Origin of the sequence: Serratia sp. YC16 (genome assembly GCF_009707615.1) — a bacterium.
Taxonomy (GTDB): Bacteria; Pseudomonadota; Gammaproteobacteria; order Enterobacterales; family Enterobacteriaceae; genus Serratia; species Serratia surfactantfaciens.
The window spans coordinates 1,012,027-1,039,000 of the sequence record NZ_WLYN01000001.1 but is presented as its reverse complement, the minus strand read 5'-3'; the positions used below and the strand labels follow the sequence as shown (position 1 = coordinate 1,039,000).

Below are 26,974 nucleotides of genomic sequence, written 5' to 3'. Positions count from 1 at the left end.
TCGTTGACCTCATTGCCGCGTTAGCGGCAGCCGATGTGGATATCGACCGCGTCGGGGCCGGTATAGGCTTCGAAGTCGGTCAGGAAGCGGCGTTCGATCTCAGGGTGTTGTGCGAAGTAGGCCCAGATGTGCTGCCAGCCTTCGATGACCGCCGCCGGCATCGCGCCACGGGCGGAGAAGACCAGATAGCGGCCGGGTTGGATGTGCAAACCGCTCTGTGCCTCACTGCCGGCGGTGACGTCAAACGGCCCGCTGGCGTCGGAAGCGTAATTGGAATAGACCCCGTATACCGGCAGGGCGGGTGAGGTAGCGAAAAAATCCGACCACAGCGCGGGAATCTTTGCCGTTTCGGCTTGGGTTTCGTTCTGGTTGGTGGTTCTGACTGTTTGGCCGGCGACGTAAAAGCCGGGCAAGTGCACCGAGGTAGGCTGCATAGGGGAAATTCCTTTTAACCGCTTGAAAGAGATGCCTAAAGGTAGCAAAGGCTTGCCGGATTCGCCAGGTATGGCCCCCGCAGGTGCGGGGGCCGATCGCATCAGGCGCCCAGGCCGCCGAGGCACAGGTATTTGATCTCGAGATAGTCTTCGATGCCGTATTTGGACCCTTCGCGGCCCAAGCCGGAGTGCTTCATGCCGCCGAACGGCGCTACCTCGGTGGAGATCAACCCTTCGTTGATGCCGACGATACCGTACTCCAGCGCTTCGGCCACGCGCATCACCCGGCCGATGTCGCGGCTGTAGAAGTAAGCGGCCAGGCCGAACGGCGTGTCGTTGGCCATTTCGACGGCTTCGGCTTCCTGGCTGAAGCGGATCAGGGGCGCCACCGGGCCGAAGGTTTCCTCACGGAAGATTTTTGCCGTGCGCGGCACGTCGGTCAGGATGGTCGGGGTGAAGAAATTGCCGCCCAACGCGTCAGGCTTGCCGCCCAGCAGCACCGAGGCGCCGTGCTCGACGGCGTCGGCGATATGCTCGCGCACTTTCTCCACCGCGTCCTGGTTGATCAACGGGCCGATGGTGACGCCATCATCCAGGCCGTTGCCGACTTTCAGCTTGGCGACGGCGGCTTTCAGCCTGGCGGCGAAGGCGTCGTACACGCCATCCTGCACCAAAAACCGGTTGGTGCAGACGCAGGTCTGGCCGGAGTTGCGGTATTTGGAGGCGACTGCGCCGGCCACAGCGGCGTCCAGATCCGCGTCGTCGAATACGATAAACGGCGCGTTGCCGCCCAACTCCATGCTGGTTTTCTTGATGGTGGGCGCACACTGGGCCAGCAGCTGCGCGCCGACTTCGGTGCTGCCGGTGAAGGAGAGTTTGCGCACGTCCGGGTTGGCGGTGAGCTCGCCGCCAATGCCCTTGCTGGGGCCTGTTATCACGTTGCATACCCCGGCGGGCAGCCCGGCGCGCTCCGCCAGTACGGCGATCGCCAGCGCCGAGAACGGGGTCTGGCTGGCGGGACGGATCACCCCGGTGCAGCCTGCCGCCCAGCCGGGGCCGGCTTTACGGGTGATCATCGCCGCCGGGAAGTTCCACGGAGTGATGGCGGCGAACACGCCGATCGGCTCTTTCTGCACGATAATGCGGCGGCCCGACTGGGGCTGCGGAATGGTGTCGCCATAGACCCGCTTCCCTTCCTCGGCGAACCATTCGATAAAGGAGGCGGCATAGGCGATTTCACCGCGGCTTTCGGCCAGGGGTTTACCCTGTTCCGCCGTCATGATGCGCGCCAGATCTTCCTGATTCTCCATCATCAGTTCAAACAGCCGCCGCAGCTTGCCGGCGCGCTCTTTGGCGGTCAGGGCGCGCCAGGCGGGCAGCGCTTTTTTTGCGGCGGCGACGGCGCGCGCGGTTTCTTCGGCGCCGAAGGCCGGCACGTGGCCGACCAGCTCGCCGTTGGCGGGGTTATGAATGGCGATGGCGCGGCCCTCATGGGCCGGCAACCATTGGCCGTCGATGTAATTGGCCTCGCGGAACAGCGTGGGATCCTTGAGGGTCGCGCAGATACTGGTGCTCATTGGTCTCTTCCTATGCTGAGTTCAACAGAATGGTCTATCCCATACGGCTACCCTTTACCCTAGCAAACTTTGCCGCCGCCGTTTGCCGACGCGGCGACAAGATGACCGTTTTCTTTATGCGCACCTTCTGTACAAAAAACATCCGCCGCCGGGTCGATACTGAAAGGGCAGGCATATGACCCTTTTCGATGTGATTAAAAGGAGTGTGCGAATGATGAAATCAGTGGACAGGCATCTCGCGGCCTACGGCAGCGAAATGGATTTTTTGGCGTCGAGCATCGCCCTGATGGAGTGGCAAGGGCGGCAGATTGACGCCGGGCAGGTGGCCGGCAACATGTCGGAGCAGCAAAGCCGCCTGTTCTTTGCGCGGTTGAGTTATTTTCGTCAGCTTTATCAGGCCGCAGCGGCGGCCGAACACAGCCTGTAATTTGCCGATGTTTCCCGACATCGCAGGCGCCGCCGTTCGCTTAAGCTGAGGCGAACGGCAATTTTGCCTGACGTATTTTCTACCTTTTGACAGCGCTCTGCCTGGGTATGTGAGCGCTTATCAATGTCATCGCCAATCTCCCCGCCGAGGACGTCGTTTTGAGGGTATCCGGCGGCGCGTCATGCTTTACCATTCTGAATGCCGTTCTCCGTACGCCAAAATAAACAGCATGTGAGTTCTTCAATGCCAGCCCTACTTATGGCGTTGTCTTTTGACTCTCTCTGCATCGATATTGCAACCTATACTCATACAGGCATTCGACATGCTGTGATTTGGCTGGGGCAATATCTTTATGTGTTTTAGCCGCAGCAAACGGATGAATGAGCCGCGTTTGAAAATAAAGGGGGGGACATGACAGCTGACATCGCCATCAACAAGAACGAAGGTATTCTCACGATCGCGTTAACACGGCCGGATAAAAAGAATGCGCTAACGACGGCGATGTATGCGGCTTTGGCCGATGCTTTGGCTATTGCGGAAGCGGAGTCGGACATTCGGGTCATTCTGCTCCAGGCGGCGGGCGACATGTTTACTGCCGGCAATGACATCAATGAATTTGCTTCGCAGGTCATGCAAGGCAGCGGGGGGCAAGAGGTCGTGCGCTTTTTAAAGAGCCTGGCCAGTATCACCAAACCTCTCGTCGCCGCGGTGCAGGGGAAGGCGGTCGGTGTTGGCACCACCATGCTTCTGCACTGTGATTATGTGCTGGTTGCCGATAATGCGGAGTTGAGCACGCCGTTCGTGAATTTAGCCTTGGTGCCGGAGGCCGCCTCGAGCTATTTGTTACCTTCGCGGATAGGCCATGTCAGAGCCTTTGAGATGTTCGCTCTCGGTGAGCCCGTCGCCGCGCAGGACGCGGTTGCCTGGGGAATGGCGAACAAATGCGTTCCGCTCGCCGCTCTCGACGAGGAGGCGCGTCAGGTGGCGCGGAGGCTGGCGGCCAAACCGGTGGCTTCGCTGCAGGCAACGAAAAAACTCATGCGTGATGCCGAGCGTCTCATTGCCCAGACCGACCTGGAGTTGAGCGTTTTCATGGCGCGGCTGCAAAGCGCGGAGGCCAGAGAGGCATTTGCCGCCTTTGTGCAAAAGCGCCGGCCAGACTTCACCAATCTGGTCTGAACCCCGATGCCTGGCTCGGTGCGGCCAGCAACCTCTCAGCGATCGCCCTCGGCATTCGTGCTATTTTCATGGCAAAAATAAACGCGGCCGGCGGCGAAAAAGTTTCATGGGTTAAACTTTTTCGCCGCAAACGAGGTTTTATTTTACCGGGCGCGCATTGCTGCTACGCCCATCTTGACAATAATTTTGCTGCTGCTAATAGTTACTTTATATTTTAAATAATAAACGAAGTTTAATATATGAGACAACTTGCGGGGAGCTATGATAACGGCGCTACGGTGGATGATGAAGCGGCTATTTTGGCTTCGTTTCAAACCCGCAGCGCGGCCGTTTATAATCAGACGCGGCATGAAAAGAATATTGCTTACGGTGAAAGCGAACGCGAAACATTGGATTGGTTCTATTCTGCAAAGCAACATCAGGGGACGTTAATTTTTATTCACGGCGGCTATTGGCAATTTTGCGATAAGGCGGATTTCGCCTTTATCGCCGCCGGGCCGTTGGCGTTGGGATTCGACGTGGTGCTGGTGGAATATACGCTGGCGCCGGCGGTTAATCTTGACGCTATTTGTCGGCAGATCGGCACCGCATTGGATGCCATTCAGCGTCGCCTGCCGCCGCACGACGCCCATCCGGTGCACCTGTGCGGCCATTCCGCCGGCGGGCATCTGGCGGCGTTTTGGCAGCAGCATGCGATGGTGGATGCGGTCTTTCCCATCAGCGGCCTGTTCGAGCTGGCGCCGCTGCGAGAAAGCTATGTCAACCGGGCGCTGCAGCTAACCGCGCGGCAGATTGAAACGCTCAGCCCAGCGCGCCACCTGCCGGCGCGAACCAAACCGCTCACGCTGTATTACGGCGCGGCTGAGCTGCCGGAACTGATCGGCCAGTCGCGCCACTATCACGCGGCGCTGCATCAACATGGGCTGCCGGCGGAACTGGTCGCGGTGCCCGGCGCCAACCATTTCACCATTCTGGATGCGTTGTTCGCCGCCGACGGCGCGCTGCTTCGCCAACTTGATCATCATGGGAAACACTGACATGCGCGAGATCGTAGAGACCGGGCTGCCGGAAATCGGCCAGCCTTTTTCCTGGGCTACACGGGGCGGCGGCATGCTGTTTACCGCTCATGGCCCGGTGCGGGCGGACGGCAGCATCGAGACCGGCGCGCCGGAGCAACAGATTGCGTTGACCTTCGACAATCTGGCGCAAACGCTGAAGGCGGCGGGCAGCAACAGCGATAAGGTCTTGCAGGTGATCGTTTATCTTACCGACGTCAACGACGTTAAATGTCTCGATAATATTTACCGAGAATACTTTAATTATCCTTACCCTAACCGATCCACGGTGATTGTCGAAAAACTGGTGGTGCCGGGAATGAAAATAGAAATTACCGTCAGCGCTATCGCCTGATTTAATTTCCGCTTAAATCCGTTCTTATATTAATTCAATAATGAATTAAGGATGCGTCATGTTTAAACAGATTGCGCCTTCCGCAGCCGATCCTATTATGTCGCTGATGGAAGCCTATTTGCAGGACCCCAATCCGAACAAAGTGAATTTAGGCATTGGGCTGTATTACGACCAGCAGGGGAATATTCCGCTGATGCAGGCGGTTGCGGCCGCCGAGCAACGCCTGCTGGCGCTGCGTCGCCCGCATGGCTACCCGCCGATCGAAGGCTCGCCGCAGTTCGCTAGCCAGGTGCAGACGCTGCTGTTCGGTGAGCGAACTGTGGCCGATATCGCCACGGTGCAGACCGTCGGCGGCTCCGGGGCGCTGAAGCTGGCGGCGGATTTTCTGCGCCACTTTTTGTCGCGCAGCGAGATCTGGGTGTCCGATCCCACCTGGGCCAACCACTGGGCGATTTTTGAAGGCGCCGGGTTGCAGGTGAAAACCTATCCCTACTTTGACGAGGCGGTGGGCGGCCTGCGTTTCGCCGCCATGCTCGACGCGCTGAGCAACCTGGCGCCTGGCAGCGTGGTCTTGCTGCATCCTTGTTGTCATAACCCGACCGGCACCGATCTGACGCCGGAGCAGTGGCGCGCTACGCTCGCCGTACTGCAGCGGCGCAACCTGCTGCCGCTGTTCGATATCGCCTATCAGGGCTTCGGCGACGGGCTGGACGAGGATTGTCTGGCAGTACGCGAAGCGCTGAAAATCGACTTGCCGTTTTTGGTCTGCAACTCGTTCTCCAAAAACGTGGCGCTGTACGGCCAGCGCCTGGGCGCGCTGTCGGTGCGCTGCGCCGATGCGGAAAACGCCGCCAACGTCAAAGGCGCGTTAAAAACGTTGATCCGCCGCAGCTACTCCTGCCCGCCGACACACGGCAGCCAGATCGTGGAAATCCTGCTCGGTGATGCCGAACTCGGTGCGCTTTGGCGCAACGAGCTGGCGGAAATGCGCTCGCGCATCAAGCAGATGCGTGAGCAGCTGGCCGCCGGGCTGGCACGGGGCGGCTCTTCGCTGGATCACCGGCGCATTCGCGATCAGCGCGGCATGTTCAGCTATACCGGCCTGAACGAAACGCAGCTGCAAACCTTGCGGCAACGCTACGCCATCTATCTGGTTGCGCCCGGCCGCATGTGCCTGCCGGGGCTCAACCCCGGCAATATCGATTACGTGACCGCCGCCATTCTCGACGTCACTCGTACCGTCTAACTCTGCCCGGGAACACCGCCATGCCACAGATGAATGATTTTGAGCATATCGCCCGTCGCCAGGGCGGGTTGAACAAGCATCTTACCGCCGGGCAGATGTCGATGCTGGCGATAGGCGGCGCCATCGGCACCGGGCTGTTTCTCGGCAGCGCCTATGCCATTCAGATGGCGGGGCCGTCGGTCTTGCTGAGCTACCTGATCGGCGGCGTCATTGCGTTGCTGCTGATGGGGAGCCTGGCGGAAATGACCTCCGAACACCCGACGCCCGGTTCGTTCGGCGACTACGCCGAATTTTATCTCGGCCCGCTGTTCGGTTTTCTGGTGCGCTACTCCTACTGGTCCTGCGTGGTGCTGGCGGTGGGCACCGAAGTCACCGCCATCGGCATGTACATGCAGTTCTGGTTCCCGGCGACGCCGACCTGGCCGTGGGTGCTGCTGTTCTCGGCGGCGGTGATCGCGGTCAACGTGATCGGCGTGAAGTCGTTCGGCCAGGTGGAATATGCGCTGTCCACCGTCAAAGTGACGGCGATCGTGGCCTTCATTCTGATCGGCATCGGCATCCTGGCTTTCTCGGGCAACCCGGCCTACGGCCTGCGCAACCTGACCACCGGCGGTTTTATGCCGTTTGGCGTCAAGGGCATGTGGTTTGCGGTGATCGTTTCCATCTTCAGCTACCTGAGCATTGAGATGATCGCGGTGGCCGCCGGTGAGGCGAAAAATCCGGTGATTGCGGTGAAGGCGGCGTTCAAGGGCACCATCGTGCGGCTGTTCATCTTCTACATGCTGTCGATCGCCCTGATGCTGGCCATCGTGCCCTGGCGCCAGTCCGGCACCGGCGAAAGCCCGTTCCTGATGGCGATGAACGTGATCCATCTGCCTGCCGCCGCCGGCATCTTCAACTTTATCGTGCTGGTGGCGGCGCTGTCGGCGATGAACAGCCAGCTGTACATCACCACCCGCATGATGTTCTCGCTGTCGCGCGCCGGGCAGGCGCCGGCGGCGCTGGGGCGCGTCAGCCGGCGCGGCATTCCGGTCAATGCGCTGGCGATGTCGTGCATCGGCATCGTGGTGTCCATCGTCCTGAGCCTGGTGGCGCCGGAAACGTCGTTCGCCGCCATGATGTCCATTTCGGTGTATGGCGCCTGTTTTACCTGGCTGATGATCTTCGTCACCCATCTGTTCTTCCGCCGCCGGCACCGGCAGACCCATCTGAAGTTCCGCATGTGGGGATTCCCCTATACCACCTTACTGGGTGGCGGGCTGATGGCGGCGCTGATGATCTCGACGGCGTTTACCGAATTCTTCCGCATGACGCTGTGGTTCGGCATTCCGTTCACCTTGCTGCTGGTGGTGGCCTACCGCTTCCAGAGCCGCCGCGCGGCTGCGCCGTCGCCGTTCAAGGCGCCGGAGGTGGAGTAATGCGGGGCAGGGGCTGAGGCGCACCTCAGCCCTGGGGATTAAAGCTGGCTTTTCGGGATGAGGTGATCGCCGAAGCTCAGGCGCTGGCGGCCCGGCTCGATTGCGGTCAACGGCGCCACTTCGTGCAGCGAGGATTTGCAGCGCTGCACCAGATCCTGATACTCGCGAGTGCCGGCGATCTTCCAGGCCAGCTCCTGTTCGGTCAGATCGCGCAGCACGCGCGCCGGGCTGCCGACCACCAGCTTGTTGGCTTCGATCGTCGCCGCGGCTTTGACGAACGCCATCGCGCCGACGATGGTGTTTTCGCCGATCTCCGCGCCGTCCATCACTACCGCGTTCATGCCCACCATCGCGTTGCGGCGAATGCGGCAGCCGTGCAGGATGGCGCCGTGGCCGATATGGCCGTCTTCTTCCACCACCGTGTCCTGCTGCGGGAAACCGTGCATCACGCAGTTGTCCTGAATGTTGGCGCCGTCGCAGATCACCAGGCGGCCAAAATCGCCGCGCAGGCTGGCGTTCGGGCCGATATACACGTGTTTGCCGACGATCACGTCGCCGATCAGCACCGCCGTCGGGTGCACGTAACTGCTGGGGTCAACGACCGGCGTCAGGCCGTCAATCTGATACACAGGCATAGCGTGAGTTCCTTAACATGTAGGGTCGCGCGGCAGGCCGCCGAAGCGCCGATAGTAACCGGCGGCCGGCGCGGGCAAGGCGCCGATGGTGGTCTCCGCCAGCGAGCTGACGTACTCCGTCGCAGCGCGATCGACCTGCTGATAGAGATTGATGCACAGATTGCGAGCGATCTGGCCTTCCCACTGCGCGGGCAGCAGCGCGTCCGGCAGCAGCGGATCTTTCAACACCACGCGACGGAAGAAGTGAATCAATAATAGCTTAATCTGGAAACAGCGCAGCGGCGTCAGAGCCGCCGGGTCGACTTCGCGCAGCAGCGCCATCAGCGGCCGGAAGGAGACGATAAACTCGTGATAGCCGGCGGCCACCTCGCTCAGCGACCAGCAGTCGGCCACCAGTTTCTGCAGGGTTTGTTCGGAGCGGTTGTAGGGGTAATCGGCGCGGAAGTAGATCACCTGCTCGCTGGCGTTCAGTTCGCCGAGCAGCGCCGTCACGTCGGTCTGCGCATGGGTGGGGGCGGCCATCAGGTTGCTGGCGATCTGCCCGAACCCGAGCCAGCCGAGCTCTTTTTTCAGCCGCGCGCGCGCGTTTTTATCGGCGCTTTCCAGCAGCAACAGCTCCCACTTGCCGTCCCAGGCGGGCTGCTCGCGCAGATAAATTTTCGATTCGGCGTGGCGGAACTGACGCATTCCCTGATCGGTCACACGGTAGAAGCTGCGGCGGCCTATTTTCTCCACCGCCAGCCAACCCTCTTTCTGCAGGCGGAACACCGAGGTGCGCACGAAGCGATCGCCGAAACCGAAGGCCTCCAGCAGCGCGCTCAGGCTGCCGAGCCACACTTCGCCGCCGCGGTGGCTTAGCGCGTCGCCGTACAGCGAAATGATCAGCGAAGTGCCGCTGATCGGCTGCGCGTCGACGGCATGGCGAATGAACTCATCCAGTTTATGTTCCATATTTTTCCATGGGTTAGCTTTCGATGAGCCATAACATTACCATAATTTAGGGCGGCGTCATCCGTGACGCCGTGCGCCTCAACGTGGCCGCAGATCGACCACGCGCTGCGCCTTGCCTTCCGAGCGCGGAATATCGCCGCAGTTGGCGATGCTGACGTCGGTGCTGACGCCCACGATCGATTTGATGTGGTGGCGCAGCTGGTGGCAGATGTCGCAACGTTGCTGGTGGCTGAGGCTGAGCGCCGATTCTTTCAGCTCGACGCGCACCGCCAGCGTGTCCAGGTGCCCGCTGCGGCTGACCTGCAGCTGATAGTGCGGCGACAGCTGCTCGAACTGCATGATCTGCTCTTCCACCTGCGACGGGAAGACGTTGACGCCGCGGATGATCAGCATGTCGTCGGAACGGCCGGTGATCTTGCCCATGCGGCGCATCTGGCGCGCGTCCCCCGGCAGCAGACGGGTGAGATCGCGGGTGCGGTAGCGGATCACCGGCAGCGCCTCTTTGGTCAGGGTGGTAAACACCAGTTCGCCGTGCTCGCCGTCCGGCAGGGCGACGCCGGTCTCCGGGCAGATGATCTCCGGCAGGAAGTGGTCTTCCCAGATGGTGGGGCCGCCGCCGCTCTCCAGGCATTCCATCGCTACGCCCGGCCCCATCACTTCCGACAGGCCATAGATATCCAGTGCCTTGATGCCCATGCGGGTTTCGATTTCGTGCCGCAGAGCTTCGGTCCAGGGTTCGGCGCCGAACACGCCGAGCCGCAGCGAACAGCCGCGCGCATCGCCGCCCATCTTGCGCTCCAGCTCGTCGATCAGCGTCAGGCAATAGGACGGCGTCACCATGATGATGTCGGGTTTGAAGTCGAGGATCAGCTGCGCCTGGCGTTCAGTCTGGCCGCCGGACATCGGGATCACCGTGGCGCCGAGCCGCTCCGCGCCGTAGTGTGCGCCCAGGCCGCCGGTGAACAGGCCGTAACCGTAGGCGACGTGCACCTTGTCTTTGGCGGTGGCGCCGCCGGCGCGCAGACAGCGGGCGACGATATCGGCCCAGTTATCGATGTCGCGCTGGGTGTAACCGACCACCGTCGGGCGGCCGGTGGTGCCCGAGGAGGCGTGGATGCGCACCACCTGTTCCATCGGCACTGCGAAGGTGTCGAACGGGTAGTTGTCGCGCAGATCCTGCTTGGTGGTGTAAGGGAAACGCGCCAGATCGCTCAGCTGTTTAAGATCGTCAGGGTGCACGCCTGCCTGGTCGAACTTGCGTTTGTACATCGGCACATTGTCGTAGGCGTGGTGCAGAGTCCATTTCAAGCGCGCCAACTGCAACGCTTCAATCTCATCGCGCGAGGCGAATTCGATGCTATCGAGGGGCTGTGGATTTATTGTCATGGTTAGCCTCAGGGGTCAGACACGCTCAATGATCATGGCGATGCCCTGGCCGACGCCGATGCACATGGTGCAAAGCGCGTAGCGGCCGGCACGCCGTTCCAGTTCAAACAGGGCGGCCAGCGCCAGGCGCGCGCCGCTCATGCCCAGCGGGTGTCCCAGAGCGATCGCGCCGCCGTTGGGGTTGACCTGCGGCGCATCGTCCGGTAGGCCAAGCTGGCGCATCACCGCCAGCGCCTGGGCGGCGAACGCTTCGTTCAGTTCGATAACGTCCATCTGCGCCAGGCTCAGCCCGGCGATCTCCAGCACCTTGCGGGTGGCGGGTAGCGGGCCGATGCCCATCAGCCGCGGCTCCACGCCGCAGGTGGCGGTGGCAACGATGCGCGCGCGCGGCGTCAGGCCCTGGCGTGCCGCCATCGCTTCGGAGGCGACGAGCAGTGCCGCTGCGCCGTCGTTCAGCCCCGAGGCGTTGCCGGCGGTGACGCTGCCGGGCTGACGGAACGGGGTTTTCAACGCCTGCAGCTGCTCGAGCGTGGTGTCGGTGCGCGGATGCTCATCCTGGCTGAACAGCGTCACCGCGCCTTTTTTGCCGGTGAGGCTGACCGGAGCAATCTCCTGCGCCAGGTAGCCCAGCGCCTGCGCCCGGGCGGCGCGCTGCTGGCTGCGCAGCGCAAAGGCGTCCTGATCGGCGCGGCTGATGTTGAACTGCGCCGCGACGTTTTCGGCGGTCTCCGGCATCGAATCGGTGCCGAACTCGGCCTGCATGCGCGGGTTGACGAAGCGCCAGCCGAGAGTGGTGTCGTACAGCTGCGCCTGGCGGCTGAAGGCGCTGTCGGCCTTGCCCATCACCAGCGGCGCGCGGGTCATCGATTCTGCGCCGCCGGCCAGCATCAGCCCGGCGTCGCCGGCTTTGATGCTGCGCGCCGCCATCGCCAGCGCATCCAGACCCGAGCCGCACAGGCGGTTCACCGTGGTGCCGGACACGCCGACCGGCAGCCCGGCCAGCAGCAGCGCCATGCGCGCCAGGTTGCGGTTGTCCTCCCCGGCCTGGTTGGCGCAGCCGAGGATCACATCGTCCAGCTGCGTCCAATCCACCTGCGGATAGCGTTCCAGCAGCACGCGCAGCGGCAGGGCGGCGAGATCGTCGGCGCGCACCTGTGCCAGCGCGCCGCCATAGCGGCCGATCGGGGTGCGCACGCCGTCGCAGATAAATGCCTGATTCATGCCTGCTCTCCTAAAATGCTGTGGCCGAGGCGGTGCGCGCGGCCGCGGAACCAGGCGACGGTTTTGCCCAGTTGGTTAACGATCTCGACGTCATACAGCCCGGTGACTTTGCCCTGATGGCGCACCTCCGCACTGGCGGTGAGGCGATCGCCGGCCAGCGCCGGGCGGACGAAGTCGATGCTGCAGCCGGAGGCGACCGCCGCCAACCCCTGGCTATTGCAGGCGTAGGCGAAAGCGGTGTCCGCCAGGCTGAACAGCTGGCCGCCGTGACAGGTCTGGTGACCATTGAGCATCTGCGGGCCGACGGTCATGCTGACCTGCGCGTACCCGGCGTCGACGGCGTCGATATGCATACCCATCGCCTGAGCGCAGGTATCTTGCTGAAACATTTGCTCGGCGCAGCGCTGAGCCAGCGCGCGCGGCGTATTGGCGTTCATTGTTCGGCTCCTGGGAAAGAGGCGGGAGAAGCATAACGGCGCAGCAGCGGCATAGGGCGATAGCGCGCCTCGCCGTAATAGCGTTGCAGGTTTTCCAGCGTCGCCAGGATGTGGCGCCAGCCAAGCGCGGCGCCCCAGGCCAACGGTCCGCGCGGGTAGTTGACGCCGCGCAGCATCGCCAGATCGATATCTTCGGCGCTGGCAACGCCTTTGTTCACCACGTCGAGCGCTTCGTTGGCCAGCATGGCCAGGGTGCGCATCGTCAGCAGGCCGGGGTAATCCGGCAACGGAATGACCTGCTTGCCGAGGGACTGCAGCAGGCGAATCGCTTTGGCATTGTGTTGCGCACCGTTTTGCTCCGCGCAGCTGATGGCGATGGCGGAGGCGTGCGCATAGTCGGCACAGAGATCGAACAGCACCACGGGCGTTCCACGTTCGTCGGCCAGCTGGCCGGCGGTTTTACCATTGGTTAACATCAGTGTAACGTCGTCGATCGTGACGTGCGGGCTGGTCTGGCCAGGTTGTATGATCGCTCCCGCATTTTCGCTTAACAGCTGCGCCAGATCGGCCAGCGGCGACCAGTCGCCGTGCAAGGTGACGCGCTGTGGCTGCGCGGCCTGCGCCGGCGGCGCAAAGGCGATCTCGGCGGCGGGGCGCGATGTGTCGTAGCGGTAGAAGCCGCGGCCGGATTTGCGGCCGAGGTGCCCCGCGGCCACCAACTCCTGCTGCACCAGCGAAGGGGTGAAGCGCGGATCCTGGTAGAAGGCCTGATACACCGATTCGGTCACGGCGAAATTGACGTCCTGGCCGATCAGATCGGTCAATTGCAGCGGGCCCATGGCGAAACCGCCGGCGTCGCGCAATACCGCGTCCAGCGTGGCGGCGTCGGCCACCCGTTCCTCCAGCGCGCGCAGGGTTTCGGCATAGAACGGCCGCGCCACGCGGTTGACGATGAATCCCGGCGTTGAGCGGCACAGAACGCTCTGCTTACCCCAACGCTGCGCCACGGCCTGCAGCGCGGCGAGGGTTTCGGCACCGGTCTCCAGACCGCTGACGATCTCCACCAGCTTCATCAGCGGCGCGGGGTTGAAAAAGTGCAGCCCGGCCATACGCGCCGGGTGTTGCAATGCCCCGGCGATGGCGGTGATCGACAGCGAGGAGGTATTGCTGGCGAACAGCGTCGCGGGCGAGCAGACCGCTTCCAGATCGCGGAACAGGCTCTGCTTAATCGCCAGGTTTTCCGCCACCGCTTCAATCACCAGCGCGCAGTCGGCCAGTTGCTCGAGCGAGTCGGCGCGTTCGAGGCGCGCCAGCAGCGCTTCGGTGGTCGCGGCATCGGCCTTGCCGCCGTCCACCCGCTGCCGCAGGCGGCGAGCGAGTTCGTCGATCGCTCGCTGGGCGGCGGCGGGCGCGATATCGAACAGCCGCACCGGGTGGCCGGCGGCAGCGGCCACCTGCGCAATGCCGATGCCCATGGTGCCGGCGCCGATCACCGCCACCCGGCCGTTAACAAGGGACGCGTTCATGGCTATTTCCCGCTGAAGTTCGGCGTGCGTTTGGCGAAGAACGCGCTGACGCCTTCGCGGTAGTCGTCGCTGCGGCCGCCCAATCGCTGCAGATCGCGCTCCAGATCGAGCTGCTGATCGAGGCTGTTGGTGGCCGAGCTATAGATGGCTTTCTTGATAAGGCCCAGACCGTAGGTTGGCTGAGTGGCCAGATGGCGCGCCAGCGTTTGCGTGCGATCGGCCAATTCCTCCGCCGGCACCACCTGCCAGATCATGCCCCACTCCAGCGCCTGTTGGGCGCTGATTTTGTCGCCCAGCAGCGCCATGCCCATCGCGCGGGCGTGGCCGGCCAGCCGCGGCAGGAACCAGCTGCCGCCGGAGTCCGGCACCAGCCCCAGGCGGCAGAAAGACTGAATAAAGCTGGCGTTGTCGGCGGCGATGACGATGTCGCACGCCAAAGCCAGCGCGGCACCGGCGCCGGCCGCCACGCCGTTGACCGCACACACCACCGGCTTGGGCAGGGCGGTCAGACGGCGGATCAGGGGGTTGTAGAAACGTTCGACCGACAGGCCGAGATCCGGCGCCTGTTGATCGGCGCTGACGTTGCGATCGTTGAGATCCTGCCCGGCGCAGAAACCGCGCCCGGCGCCGGCGATCAGCAGGCAGCGCACGTTGTCGTCGCGCTCGGCTTGCGTCAGCGCCTCGCTCAGCTGGCGATGCATCTCGTCGTTAAAGCTGTTGAGCCGATCCGGACGGTTGAGGGTCAGCGTCAACACGCCGGCGTCGAGATGGCTGAGAATCAATGCGTTATCCATAAATCAGCGCCCCTGATAGTTTGGCGTACGTTTTTCGAAAAAGGCGGCGATGCCTTCGCGGCGATCGTCGGTGGCGGCCAGGGTGACGAACTGCTGACGTTCCATCGCCAGCCCCTGGCTAAGACCGGTCTCCTCGGCCTGTTTCAGGGCCTGTTTGGCGGCGCGCAGCGCCAGCGGCGCCTGACGGCTGATGCGCTCGGCAATCTGCTGTGTGCGTTCCAGCGTCAGAGCATCGACGCACACTTCGCTGATAAGGCCGGCCTGCAGCGCGGTGCGGGCGTCGATGGCTTCGCCGGTCAGTACCATCTGGCTGGCGCGCGATTTGCCGACGCAGCGGATCAGGCGTTGGGTACCTCCGGCGCCCGGCATCAGACCAAGGGTGATCTCCGGCAGGCCGAAGCGGGCGCTTTCACCGCCGATGACGATGTCGCAGGCCAGCGCCAGTTCGCAACCGGCACCCAATGCATAACCGTTTACCGCCGCCAGCAGCGGCTTGCCGAACTGCGCCAGCCGCTGCCACAGCTGCGGACGGCTGTCCGCTAGGGCTGCCGGCACATCCTGCTGCTGCAGTTCGCGCAGATCGGCACCGGCGGCGAAGAAACGCGCCGCGCCGGCGATCACCACGGCGCCCACGCCGCGGTCGGCATCGGCCTGCTCCAGCAGAGACACCAGCTGCTCCAGGCAGGGGGTGCTCAGGGCGTTGCGCGCCTCCGGGCGGTGCAGCGTCAGCGTGACCACCCGGTGTTGTTGTTGGCGTAAAATGAAAGGGGTGTCCATCGCGGCTCCTAGACGTCGAAGTCCAACACCACGCCGTCGCCTTTCGGCCACGACTGGCAGCTCAATACATAGCCCGCGGCCAACTGGTCCGGCTCCAGGCTGTAGTTGACGCCCATCTCCACCTGGCCGGCCTTCAGCCGGCATTTGCAGGTGGCGCACACGCCGCCTTTGCAGGCGTAGGGCAGGTCGGCGCCCTGGCGCAGCGCCGCGTCGAGAATGCTGTCGTCCTGTTCGCCGACCTCAATATCCAACCGGCGGCCGTCGAGCAGGATCGCCACCCGGGTGGCGTTGCGATCGCCGCTGCTGCGCGGGCGGGCGACCAGGCCGCTGGTGTTGAAGCGCTCGCTGTGGATGTGATTGGCCGGTACCCCGGCCTGTTCGAGTACGGTTTGCGCGTCGTCCATCATCGATTCCGGCCCGCAAATGAAGGCGTGGTCATAGTCGCGGAAATCCAGCAGCGCGCCGCCGATCGCCGCCAGGCGTTCGCGGTCGATGCGGCCGCTGAGCAGCGGGCTGTCGAGGCTCTCCTGGCTGAACAGGTACAGCTGCTGAAAACGCTGTGGGTAGCGGTTTTTCAAATCCGACAGCGCTTCTTTGAACATCATGGTTCTGCTGTTGCGGTTGCCGTAGATCAGGGTGAAACTGCTGCCCGGTTCGAGCTGCAGCGTCGCCTTGATGATCGACAGCATCGGCGTGATGCCGGAACCGGCGGCGATCGCCAGGTAGTTGCCGCTGCGCTCCGCCTGCGGTTGATAGCCGAAGCGCCCCTGCGGCACCATCACCTCCAGCGCATCGCCGACCTTCAGCATGCGGTTGACGAAGCCGGAGAAACGGCCCTGATCGATCGCTTTCACGCCGATCTGCAGCAGGCCTTCCTGCGGTGAACTGCAGATGGAGTAGCAACGCCGCAGCTCTTCGCCGTTGACCAACGCCTTGAGCGTCAGGTGCTGGCCGGGGGTATAGCGGTATTGGTTTTGCAGTTCTTCGGGCACGCGCAGCGTGATGGCTACGGCGTCCGGCGTTTCGCGCTCGATGGCGGCGACGTTCAGGCGATGAAAGACCGTCATGGTGTCAGCGCTCCTATATGCATTTGAAGTAGTCGAACGGTTCCCGGCAGTCGCAGCAGCGATACAGCGCTTTACAGGCGGTGGAGCCGAACTCGCTGATCTTCTCGCTGTGGGTGCTGCCGCAGCGCGGGCAGGCTACCGGGCCGTGGGCGTGCGGACGATCGCAGGTGTGGCCCTGCGGCGGCGCCACGCCGTATTGCCGCAGCCGTTCGCGGGCGTCGGCGTTCATCCAGTCGGTGGTCCAGGCCGGGCTGAGGCGGATCTCAACCTGCACCGGGCTGAAACCGGCTTCCGCCAGCCGCTGCTCGATGGCGTTGAGCAGAAATTCGGTGGCCGGGCAGCCGGAGTAGGTTGGGGTGAAGGTCACGCGCCAGCCGGTGCCGTCGCGCGCCACGTCGCGCACCATGCCCAAATCGGTGATCGACAGCACCGGCAGTTCGGGATCGCTGATCTGCTGCAGGCAGTGCCAAATCTGCGGAATTTCGGCGGGTTGCAAACGAGTGACGTTCATCGCGGCCTCCTACCACTGACCGTTTGGATAGGCGCGCTGCAGGAACTGCATCTCCGCCAGCAGCGGGCCGAGGTGTTCGCTGTGTCGCCCTTGTTTGCCGCCGTGACGGAACGCCTGCTCGGCAGGCGGCGTCAATGTCGCCTGGCGCAGCGTCTCTTCCACCTGCGCCTGCCAGGGGGCCTGCAGTTCGCGCGGATCGACGGCGACGCCTTGCTCCGCCAACGCCAGTTCCAGCTCGTCGGCGTGGAACAGCTCGGCGGTGAAGCGCCACAGGTTATCCAGCGACTGTTGGATCTTGTCGTGGCTGACGTCGTTGCCGTCGCCCAGGCGGATCATCCAGCCGTGGCTGAAGCGCAGATGATAGTCGGCTTCCTTCAACGACTTGGCGGCGATGGCGGCGATCTGCGCATCGCGGCTGCGGCTCAGCCCTTGGTGCAGCTGCACGTGGTAGGCGTCGAGCAGGAACTGGCGCACCAGCGTGTCGTTGAAACCGCCGTTCGGCTGTTCCGCCAACAGCAGGTTGTGAAACTGGCGCTCGTCACGGCCGAAGGCCAGGCTGTCTTCGCTGCAGGGCGGCCCGGCCAGTTCGGCGGCGTAGCCCAGGAAGTTGCGCGCCTGGCCGAGCAGGTCGAGCCCGATGTTGGCCAACGCCAGATCGATCTCCAGCTCGGGCGCGTGGCCGCACCAGGCGCACAGGCGCTGGGCGAGGATCAGAGGCGTGTCGCCCTGGCGAAGCAAATAGCTGATGCGCGGATCGTTAACCGTCATGGTCGCCTCTACATGTTCTTGATGCCGTCGGGAATGGTGTAAAACGTCGGATGACGGTAGATCTTGTCTTCGGACGGATCGAAGAACGCGCCGCGATCTTCCGGCTGCGAGGCGATCAGATGGCGCGACTGCACCACCCAAATCGAGCAGCCTTCATTGCGGCGGGTGTAGGCGTCGCGGGCGTTTTCCAGCGCCATTTGGTCGTCGGCGGCGTGCAGGCTGCCGACGTGGCGATGCGCCAACCCTTGTTTGCTGCGGATAAACACTTCATACAGCGGCCATTCAACGTGGCTCATGATCTCGATTCCTTATGGTGGCTATGCGGCGGAGGCGGCGTTTTTCGCGGCGTGGGCCATGGCGCCGTCGCGCACCCAGGCGCCGTCTTCCCAGGCGCGGCGCTTGGCCTGCAGGCGTTCGTGGTTGCACTGGCCGCGTCCTTTGATCACCTCATGCAGTTCGCTCCAGTCGATCTCGCCGAAGCGATAGTGGCCAGCGGCATCGTCCCAGATAAGGCCCGGGTCCGGCGCCGTCATGCCCAGCGCCTCAAGCTGCGGCACGGTGTTGTCGACGAATTTCTGCCGCAGCTCATCGTTGCTGTGGCGTTTGATTTTCCACGCCATGCTTTGGGCGCTGTGCGGGGAGTCGGCGTCGCTCGGGCCGAACATCATCAGCACCGGCCACCAGAAGCGATCGATGGCGTCCTGCAGCATGGCGCGTTGCGTGTCGCTGCCGTTGGCCATCGCCATCACCGCCTCATAGCCCTGGCGCTGGTGGAAGCTTTCCTCTTTGCAGATTTTCACCATCGCCCGCGCATAGGGACCGTAGGACGCACGGCATAACGCCACCTGGTTGACGATGGCGGCGCCGTCGACCAGCCAGCCGATCACGCCGATATCCGCCCAGTTGAGCGTGGGATAATTGAAGATAGAGGAGTACTTCATCTTGCCGTCGAGCATCTTTTGGTAGATGTCCTGGCGTGAACAACCGAGGGTCTCGGCGGCGCTGTAGAGGTACAGACCGTGGCCGGCCTCATCCTGCACTTTGGCCAGCAGCACCGCCTTGCGGCGCAGCGTGGGGGCGCGCGTCAGCCAGTTGGCTTCCGGCAGCATGCCGATGACTTCCGAGTGGGCGTGTTGGCCGATCTGCCGAATCAGGTTCTGACGGTAGGCGTCCGGCATCCAGTCTTTGGCCTCGATAGCGATATCCGCCGCGATCTTGTCGTCGAAATGCTGCTGGTACTGTGCTTCAGTTGTCATGCTTGCCTCTTGGTGATTCGTATTTTTCACATTAAACACAAAAATGTGAATCACTTTAACTAACCATAAGGCTACAAACTGATAACAAAAATATCAAACGAGATTTATGTGGTTTTGCGAGCTCAATCACAGGGTGTTGCGTTAATTTATTGATTTAATTTGATAAATAAGGTGGTTAATTCCGCATTAACGGCAAGGTGAGCGGCTTGGCGGTGCCTTTTGTTCTCTTTTTGTTAAAATTGAGCTTGGCGTTGACTGGCATTTATGTGATACGTAATTAAGCTGTATGGTGAAAATTTATGAATTTTGGAGGGCACATGCAGCAGTTACACAGTTATCTTTCTGGCGCCTGGGTGTATGGGCAGGGAGAGGGCCGCCAGATCCGCCACGCCGTGACCGGTGAAGCGCTGTTCCAGGTCTGCTCCGACGGCCTGCCGTTAGCGGCCAGCCTGAGCTATGCCCGTAGCCACGGCGGCCCGGCGCTGGCGAAAATGACGTTCCAGCAGCGCGCCCAGATGTTGAAAACGGTGGCGAAGCACCTGCTGGCGCATAAAGAGGCGCTGTATCAGATCTCCTATCAAACCGGGGCGACGCGCAGCGACGGCTGGGTCGATATCGAAGGCGGCATCGCGACGCTGTTCGCTTATGCCGGCATGGCCGGCCGCGATCTGCCGGACGATACGCTGTGGCCGGAAGATGAGCTTATCCCGCTGTCGAAGCAGGCGCAATTCGCCGCCCGCCACGTACTGACCTCGCGCCCGGGCGTAGCGCTGCATATCAACGCCTTCAACTTCCCGTGCTGGGGGATGTTGGAAAAACTGGCGCCGACCTGGCTGGCGGGCATGCCGGCCATCATCAAGCCGGCCACCGCCACCGCGCAGTTGACGCAGGCGATGGTCAGGCTGATCGTCGACAGCGGCCTGGTGCCGGAAGGGGCGCTGCAGCTGGTGTGCGGCGGCGTTGGCGACATGTTTGCGCACCTGGATTATCAGGATGCGGTAACGTTCACCGGTTCGGCGCAGACCGGCCAGCGGCTGCGCGCGCATCCGCGCCTGTTGGAGAAATCGATCGCGTTCACCATGGAGGCGGATTCGCTCAACTGCTGCGTGTTGGCGGAGGACGTGACGCCGGAAATGCCGGAATTTGCCCTGTTTATTAAAGAGGTGTGTCGTGAAATGACCGCCAAGGCGGGGCAGAAATGCACCGCGATCCGCCGCATCATCGTGCCGGCGTCGCAGGTGGCGGCGGTGCGTCAGGCCTTGCTGCAGCGACTGTCAGGCGTGAAGGTGGGCGACCCGCAGCTGGAGCAGGTGCGCATGGGGGCGTTGGTCAGCCACGAACAGCGTGATGATGTGCAAAGCAAGGTGGAGTTCCTGCTGCGCAACGGTTGCGAGCCGCTGTGCGGCGCAGCCCTGGATAAGCTGGACGTGCTGGGGGACGGCGCGCGCGGTGGCGCATTTTATCCGCCGACCCTGCTGTATTGCGCCGATCCGTTCACCCATCAGGCGGTGCACGGTACCGAGGCCTTCGGCCCGGTGGCGACGCTGATGCCGTATGCGGATACCGAGCAGGCGATCGCGCTGGCGTTGCTGGGGCAGGGCAGCCTGGCGGGATCGCTGGTGACCGCCGACCCGGCGCTGGCCAAGCGCTTTATCCGCGCGGCGGCCTGCGCTCACGGACGTATGCTGATTTTGGATGAGCAGGCGGCGGCGGAATCCACCGGCCACGGCTCGCCGTTGCCGATGCTGGTGCACGGCGGCCCGGGGCGCGCCGGCGGTGGCGAAGAGCTGGGCGGGTTGCGCGCGGTGAAACATTATATGCAGCGTACGGCGATCCAGGGCAGCCCGGCGATGCTGGCGGCCATCGGCGGTGAATGGGTGCGCGGCGCGCCGGTCGCCGAGCATCCGGTGCATCCGTTCCGCAAATATTTCGAGCAGCTGCAGCTGGGTGATAGCCTGTTGACCGCGCGCCGCACCGTGACCGAGGCGGATATCGTCAACTTCGCCTGCCTGAGCGGCGACCATTTTTACGCGCACATGGACAAGATCGGCGCTGCCGATTCGCTGTTCGGCGAGCGGGTAGCGCACGGTTACTTTGTGGTGTCGGCCGCTGCCGGGCTGTTTGTCGACGCCGCCGTCGGGCCGGTAATCGCCAACTACGGCATGGAAAATCTGCGCTTTATTGAGCCGGTGAAGATCGGCGACACCATTCAGGTGCGGTTAACCTGCAAGAAGAAGATCCGCAAGCCGCAGAAAACCGCCGAAGATCGGCCGCATGGCGTGGTGGTGTGGGATGTGCAGGTGCTGAATCAGGAACAGCAGCCGGTGGCGCTGTACAGCATCCTGACGCTGGTGGCGCGCCAGCAAGGGGACTTCGAGGCATAATGCGCGCTTCGCCGCCGCCGGCGCCCCGGCGGCGGCGAGTCATTCAGATCAGCGGCTGCCCGCGCAGCTGTTCCAGCACTTTCAGCGGCGAACGCTGCGGATCCTGCATTTTATTCACCGGCAACAGGAAGGTCTGCTCCAGCATAAACTGGCCGCCCATCGCGGCGTGCGGCGTTTGATCCGAGAAGCAAATCCAACTGCTGCCCGGCGGGAACTCCAGCGCCAGCTGCGGACCCCGTTGCTGATAATCGCTGTCGGCCTTCATCGCGTCATGCAGTTGCAGCATCAGATGGTCATAATGGCTGCGGCGGGTTTTGGTGATGCGCACCTGATGTTGCAACCAGCTGCTGAAGGCGGAGTAACGGGCCAAACGCGGCATAAAGCGTTCCGCCAGATCGGGGAAGGGTTCTCCGACGCGCCATTGGCGATTCTCACCGTGAGGATTGATGTTGGTGAAGATGCGCAGAATGCGTTCGCCGTAGTTTGGACGCGACGGGAAAGCGTCGACGTGCAGCCGGCTGTCGTCTTTGCGCCAGGAGTTCTTGGCGCGCCAGGCGGAAACCGGATGCAAGCGCAGGCTGCCGGTCGGATGGTGCAGCACCTCCTGATACTCGGGCAACAGCCCGGCGATCAGCTGGCGACAGGATTGGTAATAGCGTTCCAGCAGCTGCTGCACCTGCTGCTGGCGCTCCGCAACGGCGACGCCGGTCAGCTTGCCGGACAGAGGCTGATAGCTGATGTTCTTGCGCTTCGGATCGACCAGCGTCGGATCCAGCAGCGGCTTTTCCTGCTCAGACAGGGTGAAGGCCAGTTCAGGCAGAAACAGCACTTTGCCCTGTTCCAGTTCGCTGACCGCGCTGGATGTTTCCGCCGCCGCCCATTGCCGCAACGGCAGCGTCAGTACGGCCTGTTCACGCATAATATCGCCAGTAGGCATGAGATCTCCTCGCAAATCTGTATCGCTTTATTCCCGCCTTTCAGGTTGCCGCGTGGATGGCTGCACTGGTTTGCACAGTGGCTGGCTGGAGCGGCGTCAGAACGCTTTGCGCCGGTCGCCCAATGGCAACGTGAAATAGGTGAGTTCTATTATGGTTGTATCAGCAGGGCGCATTGCGCCGAAGCGTGCGATGGCTTCCTGATAATTAGAATAGTCCTGACAAGGGTATCACCGGCAACGCCAATAAAAAGTAAACGTAGGCTAAACGAGTCCCGCTGTAGGCACGAATAATCAAAAAAGGCACGAATTGTTCGTTAAATGGCGTGTTTTTTATCTTGTTGAATTTTAATGGAAATAAATACCCTGCTTATTTTTCGCCGCTATTCTATTCAGGAGGGAAGATAACGCCGGAGAGAAAAAGTTTTGGGGGGGAATTATTTCATTTTTCCGGATAAATAATTTGGGCCGCCTGGTTGCGACGGCCTAATTATTGGTCAAGCGCCGTAAATGCAGTTTTTGCCTTTTTTCTTGGCCTGATACAGCGCGCTGTCGGCCTCATTGATAAAGCCGATCGGCGTATCGTTGTACATATGCGGCACTTTGGCGCAGATACCGATGCTGATGGTAACGATGCCGTGCGGATTGCCCTGATGCGGGATCTTCAGATCGCGCACCGCATTGATAACGCGTTCGGCGAAAATCAGCGCGCCTTGCACATCGGTATCCGGCAGAATAATCCCCATCTCTTCACCGCCGTAGCGCGCCAGCACGTCGTTGCTGCGGCATGCCAACCCCTTCAGCGTTTGGCCGATCTGCTGCAGGCACTGGTCGCCGGCGACGTGGCCATAGCTGTCGTTGTACTGTTTGAAGTAGTCGATATCCAGCATCAGTAGCGCCACGCTGCGGTAGTTGCGCGAAGCGCGCGCCAGCTCGTTCTTCAGCGCGATATCAAACTGGCGGCGATTGGCCAGGCCGGTCAGGCCGTCCAGCAGCGCCAGCTCTTCGAGCATCTGGTTGATGCTGGTCAATTGATCGCGGGTGCGCATCAGTTCGGCTTCGGTTTGCATGCTGTGCTTGATTTGCCGCAGCAGCACCATGCCCATCGCCAGCAGGATCATCAATAAAGAGAGGCCGCCGGCGGCGAACAGGCCGGCGTCGGTGCGCCAATCCGCCAGCGCGTCGCGTTTCGACAATCCCGCAGCGATCACCAGGGGAAAGCGGTTCACTCGCGAGTAGCCGTAGATGCGCTCCACTTTGTCGAACAGCGAGGTAATGGTGGCGTTGCCGAACTCCGAATGCGGCAAAATCTCGCTGAACAGCACGCCCTTGGCGATGTTTTTACCGATCGACGTTGCCGAGTACGGGCGGCGGTACAGGATGGTGCCATCCGCCAGCAGCAGGTTTAACGAGGCGTCGGTGTTGAGCGCGAAACTATCGTAAAACTGGCGGAAATAATCGATGTACAGCGTGGCCAGCACTACGCCGCCAAAGCTGCCGTCCGGGTTGTTGAATCGCCGCGAAACGGGGATGATCAGATCGCCGGTGGTGCGGCTGCGGATCACTTTGCCGATGTACAGGCCGGCGCCATCGCGATTCTGATGATATTTGAAGTAATCGCGATCGGCGTTGTTGGCGTTCTTGATGAATTTGCCTGAGGCCGTCGCCAGCCAGCGGCCGCGCGCATCGTAAACAAACAGCCCATGCAGCTGCGGCAGGTTGCCGACCTGTGTCTGCATCACCCGCTGCAGCCGCATCAGCTGTGACGGACCCAGTCCGTCGGTCTGAATACGCTCGGTCAGATCGAGCAGATTGCCATCCACCTGCATGAAGGTGTCGTCGGCATGCTGCGCCAGCGAACGGGCGAGGTTGGCGGATTCATGCTCGGCGCTGCGCAGATCGCGCTGGTGCGCGCTCCAGATTTGCCAGCTGTTAAAGAGGATCAGCGTGGCGGCAACGATGATGACAAACACGCCGGCCTGAAATAATAATGGGGAGCTTTTAACGCTGCGCGGCGGCACGGCATCCTGTAGGGGTTGCTGCTGAGTCATGTCACCCTTGTGGTTTGATTACTATTCAATTTGAGTTAAGAGCAATCCTATATTTTATGCATAAATGCGCCAGACCTCTAGCCCTTAACGTGGCGATGTGGGAAAGTCGGGCCGCAAACTGCATCAGCGGCGGCGTAAACACTACGGAGTGAAAGGATCCATGTCGGATTACATCATTATCGCGTTACTGACGTTGGCGGTGTATTACCCCCTCACGCTGGGGGCGCTGGCGGTGATGATGTACTTCGCCTGGCGGCGGCGCCGGTCGCCCTACTGGCGGTTGGGATTGGTGCTGTTGGCGCTGCTGTTCGTTCTGTTCGCCAAGGCGGCCTATGACTGGCACCGCTATAGCTAGCGGCGCCATGAAGGGGTTATTCGACGTTGATCATCCAGTTGACGCCGAATTTGTCGGTCAGCATACCGAAGCCTTTGGCCCAGAAGGTGGCTTGATAAGGCATCGTCACCTGGCCGCCCTGCGCCAGATTATCGAACAGTTTGCGTCCTTGTTCCGCATCGCTGGGGTTCAGCGACAGCGAGAAGCCTTTGTGGGAAGCCCCGCCGCTGTCATCCTGCGGACAGCCGTCTGAAGCCATCAGCACGCCGTCGCCGATCAGCAGGCGCGCATGCATGATCGCATCCGGGTTGACGTCCTGTGGCCCGCCTTGTCGGGCCTCTTCGGGCATATCTTTGAAACGCATGACCATTTCAATTTTGGCATTCAGCTGCTGCACATAGAAGTTAATCGCTTGCTCACAGTTACCGCTGAAGAACAAATAGGGTTGTACCAGCATGACATTGACCTCGGTTAAGACCCGGCAGGCAACGACCGGCCCACGGGCGGGAAAAATGGTTGCTGGCGGCAATAATTGCCGTCGGTGACTTATTAGTGTAGTTCCCCTGCTGCAGAATGCTTGAGCGCGGCGAAGGCGATTAATACAGCGGAGGTTCGCCGGCCGCGCACATTTCATCATCCCGCGGGAAGTCCACCAACGGCGGTTGCACGATCGGCTCGTCACCCTGTGCATTCGGCAGGCGTCGCGGCACGAAAGGCCGTGTCCAAGCCGGTAAATGAGCAGAATGCTAGAGCGTTTTGTACGGAATAGGGTCTTCCATGGATGCTTTTTTACGTTTAAGCGCAGATGGAAAGCGGAACGAAATGAGATTTTTACCGAGGAAAGGGAGGAGATTCACCGCTATTTCAACCGGCTGGCGCCCTTGAAAAATAAGGACACAATTAAGCGCATCGCAAAAGTGACAACCGCTATGTAACCTTAAAGAAACAGTAACGCGGCGGAACCGTCCCAGATGGCGGCCAGTGCGTACAGTAGCGCGAGAATCAGAACAAACGGGCCATTGAACATCGGCGTTTCCTCCCAAAGGATTTGTTCAAAGTTTAGTCTGCCAATATGACGACGAGATGAAATGCGAGCGTTTTTTATACGGTGAAATTCAGACGGACGGAAATGGGTAAACCGCTGATTTTTTACTATAGTCATAGTGTGAAGTTGCGCGTTTGTCGCCGCACACCCTGCATTGAGCTGCTGCGGGCAAGTCGCCCAGAGCAACATCGCGGAGCGGACGGCGTCTGGCGTGAAACAGGTGACGCAATTCTCAGAGGGTGGGTCTGTAAGGATTTGACATGTCATATGAAAATGACGATCTAAACGGTGTTGAGCAACCGAGCGACTACGTGAAAACCACCGCCTGCGAAGTGCGCAGCGGCGTACAAGCAGCGCTCGAGCAATCATGTGCCTGCATCAAGGATAACCCTTGGGCGGGGATAGGCGCCGGCGCCGTCGTGGGCCTGGTCATAGGATTTCTGTTAGGCAAAAGGTAAGAGGGAGAGTAAAGATGGGCATTATTTCCTGGATCATTTTTGGTTTAATCGCCGGTATCCTGGCCAAATGGATTATGCCGGGCAAAGACGGCGGCGGGTTTATTATGACCGTGGTACTGGGGGTCGTGGGCGCCGTGGTCGGCGGCTATATCAGCACCTTCTTCGGCATGGGTCGCGTTGACGGTTTTAACCTGGGCAGCTTTGTGGTGGCAGTCATCGGTGCCCTGGTGGTGCTTTTTGTCTACAGGAAGATCAAAGGCTAAGCAGCCGTTGCTCAACAGGGTCGCCGCGGCGGCCCTTTTTCGTGAAATCAATCCGGCGGCGCGGCGCGGCCGAATCGCTGAAAGGGGAATATCATGGGTCTGTTCGATAGCGTATTGGGTAACATTTTAGGCGGCGGTGCCAACGGCAAAGGCATCGATTACATCGCCATTATGCAGTGGGTCGAGCAACAAGGCGGCCTGCAGGCCATTTTGGACAAGTTCCGTCAGGGGCAGTTCGGCGATATCGTCGGTTCCTGGCTCGGCAATGGCGAAAATCAGCCGATTACCGGCGATCACGTGCAGCAGGCGTTGGGCAGCGATGCGATCAATCAACTGGCTGAAAAGCTGGGCGTCGATCCGGCCCAGGCGTCCAGCACCATTGCGCAGTTCTTGCCGACGGTAGCCGATGCCGCTTCACCAAATGGCGAAGTACAGCAAGACAGCAATGAATTGGGCGACATGGTCGGCAAATTGTTCAAATAATG

The 26,974-nt window shown here is 61.7% G+C and carries 29 protein-coding genes; 11 read left to right on the top strand and 18 right to left on the bottom strand.

Annotated elements, in window-relative coordinates; genetic code table 11:
- Window positions 1–20: 20 nt before the first annotated feature.
- Window positions 21–434 (bottom strand): GyrI-like domain-containing protein, encoded by a 414-nt coding sequence (locus GKN89_RS04895; protein ID WP_154746449.1) that lies wholly within the window; start codon window positions 432–434, stop codon window positions 21–23.
- Window positions 435–535: 101 nt separating this feature from the next.
- Complete coding sequence (gabD, locus tag GKN89_RS04890; protein ID WP_154746448.1) at window positions 536–2,011, bottom strand: NADP-dependent succinate-semialdehyde dehydrogenase; 1,476 nt, start codon at window positions 2,009–2,011, stop codon at window positions 536–538.
- A 211-nt stretch (window positions 2,012–2,222) separates the two neighbouring features.
- Between gabD and GKN89_RS04885 the strand changes: the two genes are divergently transcribed.
- From GKN89_RS04885 to GKN89_RS04860, 6 genes are all read left to right on the top strand, one after another.
- Window positions 2,223–2,438: a glycogen synthesis protein gene (locus GKN89_RS04885; protein ID WP_049201387.1), complete on the top strand. Its 216-nt coding sequence runs from the start codon at window positions 2,223–2,225 to the stop codon at window positions 2,436–2,438.
- A 411-nt stretch (window positions 2,439–2,849) separates the two neighbouring features.
- Window positions 2,850–3,617, top strand: coding sequence for an enoyl-CoA hydratase-related protein (locus GKN89_RS04880; RefSeq protein WP_154746447.1), 768 nt, complete (start codon window positions 2,850–2,852; stop codon window positions 3,615–3,617).
- Window positions 3,618–3,856: 239 nt separating this feature from the next.
- Window positions 3,857–4,654 carry an alpha/beta hydrolase gene (locus tag GKN89_RS04875; RefSeq protein WP_154746446.1) on the top strand — a complete coding sequence of 266 codons (798 nt, stop codon included), beginning with the start codon at window positions 3,857–3,859 and terminating at the stop codon, window positions 4,652–4,654.
- A gap of 1 nt (window position 4,655) precedes the next feature.
- Window positions 4,656–5,027, top strand: coding sequence for a RidA family protein (locus GKN89_RS04870; protein WP_074053807.1), 372 nt, complete (start codon window positions 4,656–4,658; stop codon window positions 5,025–5,027).
- Between the two features lie 58 nt (window positions 5,028–5,085).
- Entirely contained in the window at window positions 5,086–6,273 is a 1,188-nt protein-coding gene (locus tag GKN89_RS04865; RefSeq protein WP_019453479.1) for an amino acid aminotransferase, read from the top strand.
- A gap of 20 nt (window positions 6,274–6,293) precedes the next feature.
- Complete coding sequence (locus tag GKN89_RS04860; RefSeq protein ID WP_154746445.1) at window positions 6,294–7,691, top strand: amino acid permease; 1,398 nt, start codon at window positions 6,294–6,296, stop codon at window positions 7,689–7,691.
- A gap of 38 nt (window positions 7,692–7,729) precedes the next feature.
- Here the strand turns inward: GKN89_RS04860 and paaY are convergent, their stop codons facing one another.
- The 13 genes from paaY to paaA form a co-directional block, all read right to left on the bottom strand.
- Window positions 7,730–8,326 (bottom strand): phenylacetic acid degradation protein PaaY, encoded by a 597-nt coding sequence (gene paaY / locus GKN89_RS04855; protein WP_019453481.1) that lies wholly within the window; start codon window positions 8,324–8,326, stop codon window positions 7,730–7,732.
- A gap of 12 nt (window positions 8,327–8,338) precedes the next feature.
- Window positions 8,339–9,277 carry a phenylacetic acid degradation operon negative regulatory protein PaaX gene (gene paaX, locus GKN89_RS04850; protein WP_019453482.1) on the bottom strand — a complete coding sequence of 313 codons (939 nt, stop codon included), beginning with the start codon at window positions 9,275–9,277 and terminating at the stop codon, window positions 8,339–8,341.
- A gap of 78 nt (window positions 9,278–9,355) precedes the next feature.
- Entirely contained in the window at window positions 9,356–10,663 is a 1,308-nt protein-coding gene (gene paaK, locus GKN89_RS04845) for a phenylacetate--CoA ligase PaaK (protein WP_063918604.1), read from the bottom strand.
- 15 nt (window positions 10,664–10,678) lie between these two features.
- Window positions 10,679–11,884 (bottom strand): 3-oxoadipyl-CoA thiolase, encoded by a 1,206-nt coding sequence (gene pcaF, locus GKN89_RS04840; RefSeq protein ID WP_019453484.1) that lies wholly within the window; start codon window positions 11,882–11,884, stop codon window positions 10,679–10,681.
- Window positions 11,881–12,321, bottom strand: coding sequence for a hydroxyphenylacetyl-CoA thioesterase PaaI (gene paaI, locus GKN89_RS04835; RefSeq protein ID WP_154746444.1), 441 nt, complete (start codon window positions 12,319–12,321; stop codon window positions 11,881–11,883). Before paaI ends, pcaF begins: the two co-directional genes overlap by 4 nt.
- Complete coding sequence (locus GKN89_RS04830; RefSeq protein WP_019453486.1) at window positions 12,318–13,847, bottom strand: 3-hydroxyacyl-CoA dehydrogenase; 1,530 nt, start codon at window positions 13,845–13,847, stop codon at window positions 12,318–12,320. The genes paaI and GKN89_RS04830 overlap by 4 nt, the downstream gene beginning before the upstream one ends.
- Before the next feature lie 2 nt (window positions 13,848–13,849).
- The gene (paaG, locus tag GKN89_RS04825; RefSeq protein ID WP_019453487.1) at window positions 13,850–14,641 is read right to left on the bottom strand and encodes a 2-(1,2-epoxy-1,2-dihydrophenyl)acetyl-CoA isomerase PaaG; all 792 of its coding nucleotides are present in this window, start codon (window positions 14,639–14,641) and stop codon (window positions 13,850–13,852) included.
- A gap of 3 nt (window positions 14,642–14,644) precedes the next feature.
- Window positions 14,645–15,418 (bottom strand): 2,3-dehydroadipyl-CoA hydratase PaaF, encoded by a 774-nt coding sequence (paaF, locus tag GKN89_RS04820; protein ID WP_019453488.1) that lies wholly within the window; start codon window positions 15,416–15,418, stop codon window positions 14,645–14,647.
- A gap of 8 nt (window positions 15,419–15,426) precedes the next feature.
- Entirely contained in the window at window positions 15,427–16,485 is a 1,059-nt protein-coding gene (paaE, locus tag GKN89_RS04815; protein WP_019453489.1) for a 1,2-phenylacetyl-CoA epoxidase subunit PaaE, read from the bottom strand.
- A gap of 13 nt (window positions 16,486–16,498) precedes the next feature.
- Window positions 16,499–16,996, bottom strand: coding sequence for a 1,2-phenylacetyl-CoA epoxidase subunit PaaD (paaD, locus tag GKN89_RS04810; RefSeq protein WP_019453490.1), 498 nt, complete (start codon window positions 16,994–16,996; stop codon window positions 16,499–16,501).
- Between the two features lie 9 nt (window positions 16,997–17,005).
- A complete protein-coding gene (paaC, locus tag GKN89_RS04805) occupies window positions 17,006–17,764 on the bottom strand; it encodes a 1,2-phenylacetyl-CoA epoxidase subunit PaaC (protein WP_063918601.1) in 759 nt (252 codons plus the stop codon).
- Window positions 17,765–17,772: 8 nt separating this feature from the next.
- Window positions 17,773–18,060, bottom strand: a complete 288-nt coding sequence (gene paaB / locus GKN89_RS04800; protein ID WP_004935173.1) for a 1,2-phenylacetyl-CoA epoxidase subunit PaaB — start codon at window positions 18,058–18,060, stop codon at window positions 17,773–17,775.
- 21 nt (window positions 18,061–18,081) lie between these two features.
- The gene (gene paaA / locus GKN89_RS04795; protein ID WP_154746443.1) at window positions 18,082–19,020 is read right to left on the bottom strand and encodes a 1,2-phenylacetyl-CoA epoxidase subunit PaaA; all 939 of its coding nucleotides are present in this window, start codon (window positions 19,018–19,020) and stop codon (window positions 18,082–18,084) included.
- Window positions 19,021–19,337: 317 nt separating this feature from the next.
- On the opposite strand from paaA, the gene paaZ reads away from it, so the two are divergent.
- A complete protein-coding gene (gene paaZ, locus GKN89_RS04790; RefSeq protein WP_154746442.1) occupies window positions 19,338–21,404 on the top strand; it encodes a phenylacetic acid degradation bifunctional protein PaaZ in 2,067 nt (688 codons plus the stop codon).
- Window positions 21,405–21,447: 43 nt separating this feature from the next.
- Here paaZ and GKN89_RS04785 read toward each other — a convergent pair whose 3' ends face one another.
- Together GKN89_RS04785 and GKN89_RS04780 are read right to left on the bottom strand one after the other, a co-directional pair.
- Window positions 21,448–22,341, bottom strand: a complete 894-nt coding sequence (locus GKN89_RS04785; protein WP_019453494.1) for a Kdo hydroxylase family protein — start codon at window positions 22,339–22,341, stop codon at window positions 21,448–21,450.
- A gap of 494 nt (window positions 22,342–22,835) precedes the next feature.
- The gene (locus GKN89_RS04780) at window positions 22,836–24,389 is read right to left on the bottom strand and encodes a sensor domain-containing diguanylate cyclase (RefSeq protein WP_063918598.1); all 1,554 of its coding nucleotides are present in this window, start codon (window positions 24,387–24,389) and stop codon (window positions 22,836–22,838) included.
- A gap of 160 nt (window positions 24,390–24,549) precedes the next feature.
- Between GKN89_RS04780 and GKN89_RS04775 the strand changes: the two genes are divergently transcribed.
- Window positions 24,550–24,744 (top strand): hypothetical protein, encoded by a 195-nt coding sequence (locus tag GKN89_RS04775; RefSeq protein WP_154746441.1) that lies wholly within the window; start codon window positions 24,550–24,552, stop codon window positions 24,742–24,744.
- Between the two features lie 16 nt (window positions 24,745–24,760).
- On the opposite strand, the gene yjdN is transcribed toward GKN89_RS04775, so the two are convergent.
- Window positions 24,761–25,180, bottom strand: a complete 420-nt coding sequence (yjdN, locus tag GKN89_RS04770) for a VOC family metalloprotein YjdN (protein WP_019453497.1) — start codon at window positions 25,178–25,180, stop codon at window positions 24,761–24,763.
- 848 nt (window positions 25,181–26,028) lie between these two features.
- On the opposite strand from yjdN, the gene GKN89_RS04765 reads away from it, so the two are divergent.
- From GKN89_RS04765 to GKN89_RS04755, 3 genes are all read left to right on the top strand, one after another.
- Window positions 26,029–26,226 carry a YqjD family protein gene (locus GKN89_RS04765; protein WP_019453500.1) on the top strand — a complete coding sequence of 66 codons (198 nt, stop codon included), beginning with the start codon at window positions 26,029–26,031 and terminating at the stop codon, window positions 26,224–26,226.
- Between the two features lie 14 nt (window positions 26,227–26,240).
- Window positions 26,241–26,489: a GlsB/YeaQ/YmgE family stress response membrane protein gene (locus GKN89_RS04760; RefSeq protein WP_019453501.1), complete on the top strand. Its 249-nt coding sequence runs from the start codon at window positions 26,241–26,243 to the stop codon at window positions 26,487–26,489.
- Between the two features lie 93 nt (window positions 26,490–26,582).
- Complete coding sequence (locus GKN89_RS04755) at window positions 26,583–26,972, top strand: YidB family protein (protein ID WP_019453502.1); 390 nt, start codon at window positions 26,583–26,585, stop codon at window positions 26,970–26,972.
- Window positions 26,973–26,974 lie beyond the last annotated feature (2 nt).